The following is a 2,139-nucleotide window of genomic DNA, read 5'->3' on the forward strand; positions in this document are numbered from 1 at the left end:
GCAGTGGTCGTGTCCGCATTGTGGGCACCGAAAACCGTCACGCCAGCGTACCTTCTCCAGCGCCGATTCACACTGGGCTTCAGTACCATACTGAGACAGGAAATCAGGCAACGACAGGCCTCGCTGAAACTGAATCGGATTGATCGACATGGCAGAACTCCGGTGGTTGTGGATGGAGTTCATTCTGCCTACACCACTGGCTCACCAGATGAGCCTGCTGAGCTTTGGATATAATCACCAAGAAGAATGTGGTTATGAGGCTTGATATTCCGTCGGGCATGGCTCAACATTGGCATAAATTCCAGAATTCGGAACTACTGATATGATTTTTCTGCGGCTGAACATCGACAACATTTACATGTTTAAAGAAGCGGCTATTGATTTCACCTATCCCCGTCGTTTAGCGAGTAGCCTGATAGAAGGCGAATACATGGCGGAATTTCCCCAGGTGCGCTTCAAACGCGTGTGTATCATCATGGGGCCAAATGCGTCTGGGAAAACATCGCTGGGGCGCATTATGTGTTCTATCAACAACTACTTACAGGGAAAACCCATTGCTCAGGTTTGTGAAAACATCTTTGATAAATCAAAGCCTGCGACGATAGAATTGCTGTATGTGTTACCGGAGCTTAAAGAACTGCGGCGCTTGCGGATAGAGGTGGACGCCAAGGGCGTGAAACGGGAAACGCTGTGGGGTATGGCATTACACAAGAGTGATAGTCTGGAAAAAATGGTGATGGCGCTTGATAAAAGCGAGCCTGTGTTTCATTGGGATCGTGAAGAGCAGCCCGCTATTGGTGATACAGATAATGTGAAGCTGTTCAGCCCTGCGGCTGCCAAGGGCGTGGTGTTGGATCATGCAAGCGGGTGGCACTACATCTTTAGTGAAATGGATGTGTCCTCTGGTGACCTGGTTCATGACCAGCAGGATTTGGTTTTGCTTGAGAAGGTGTTATGTGCGTTTGATGGCTCTATTGATTCTGTTTCTCCGTCTCAAGACAAAGACAATGCCTATGTGATTGCATTTAACAATGACGACCGTGTAATTGTTGAAGACGGTCAGTTGCGTTCGTCAGACCGACAGCGCTTGTCCCGGGGAACGCTGGAATCCATCGAGGTAGCTAAGCTGCTTGCAACGATCATTCGGCAAGGAGATATTCCTAATGTGAGTAGCACCTTCTTTCTGGATGAGAAAATGGCTTATTCCCATACCGAAATGGAGGCGGCTATTCTGAATGTCATGATTGAGAAGATGGGGCGTTATTCTCAACTGTTCTACACTACGCACAATCACGATATTCTGTCGATGGCGTTACCTAGCCACAGTTATCTGTTTATGTACAAAGATGATTTTGTCAGGTTTGCCCAACCCGAGAAAATGAAATATAGCAAGAATGATCGCAAGCTTCTGGGTTATGTGCGTAACGATATATTTGGAACGGTGCCTGATACCAGTTTGATCGATGCATTGTTGGACTGAGCATGAAAAGGCGTATTTATTTGTGTGAAGGTGAAACAGAACAGCGTCTTGTCAAGGCGCTAATAGAAGGCGAACTGATTGCTCCTGGGCAGCAGCGAGTGTTCAATACGGCGCAAAACGATGTAAAAAAAATGCTACGCAGATGGGGGTGGGGGCCGGTAAAGTTTGTTTTGGTGGTGGACGCTGACACCGGGCCATACGATATGAGCAGTAGGCTTGCTGAAAACCTGAAAACCCTGGAGAAAAGTCATAAACCCAAGTTGGTTTTGCAGTGTGATAATCTTGAAGACGAGCTTGGGCGCTGCTGCAGCATCACAGGGGATAGCCTATACTGGGCGTTTAATGCTTCCTCTGCGAGTGAGTTCAAGAAAAAGTTTATCAAGGTTCGTCAAGAACAGTTGCTTGAAAAACTGAATCGCTGCGGGTTTGACTTCGACCGTCTGTGGCAAAGGTGCTGTGAAGGCAATATGTTGAACAGTGGGCTAAGAGACTATCTGTGGAAGAAAAATAGTTGATCGTTAGAAGCTAATTTGGTAATTACTCGCCCCCGAACGTAAATGTGGATGCCGAGACCATTAAAGATATTGCGGGCTACACTCCGATCGTGGGTAACGCAATTTCTGCATACGATACTATCATTGCAGGGATCGATGGAGATT

The 2,139-nt window shown here is 47.2% G+C and carries 3 protein-coding genes; 2 read left to right on the forward strand and 1 reads right to left on the reverse strand.

What is annotated here, in order from left to right; all coding sequences use genetic code 11:
• Positions 1 to 150: transposase (locus ACOCD2_RS17420; protein WP_419589016.1), on the reverse strand; the 150-nt coding region annotated here is incomplete at its 3' end.
• A 172-nt stretch (positions 151 to 322) separates the two neighbouring features.
• On the opposite strand from ACOCD2_RS17420, the gene ACOCD2_RS17425 reads away from it, so the two are divergent.
• Together ACOCD2_RS17425 and ACOCD2_RS17430 are read left to right on the forward strand one after the other, a co-directional pair.
• On the forward strand, positions 323 to 1,480 hold the full coding sequence (locus ACOCD2_RS17425) for a hypothetical protein (protein ID WP_293649559.1): 1,158 nt from the start codon (positions 323 to 325) through the stop codon (positions 1,478 to 1,480).
• A gap of 2 nt (positions 1,481 to 1,482) precedes the next feature.
• On the forward strand, positions 1,483 to 1,995 hold the full coding sequence (locus ACOCD2_RS17430; RefSeq protein WP_293649561.1) for a hypothetical protein: 513 nt from the start codon (positions 1,483 to 1,485) through the stop codon (positions 1,993 to 1,995).
• Positions 1,996 to 2,139: the final 144 nt, after the last annotated feature.

This window comes from Thiolapillus sp. (genome assembly GCF_048562965.1).
Lineage (GTDB): Bacteria > Pseudomonadota > Gammaproteobacteria > Chromatiales > Chromatiaceae > Thiolapillus > Thiolapillus brandeum_A.

Excerpts from the sequence above, each read along its gene's own strand:
- ACOCD2_RS17425 (WP_293649559.1), top strand. The coding sequence starts at position 323 with ATGATTTTTCTGCGGCTGAACATCGACAACATTTACATGTTTAAAGAA.
- ACOCD2_RS17430 (WP_293649561.1), top strand. The coding sequence starts at position 1,483 with ATGAAAAGGCGTATTTATTTGTGTGAAGGTGAAACAGAACAGCGTCTT.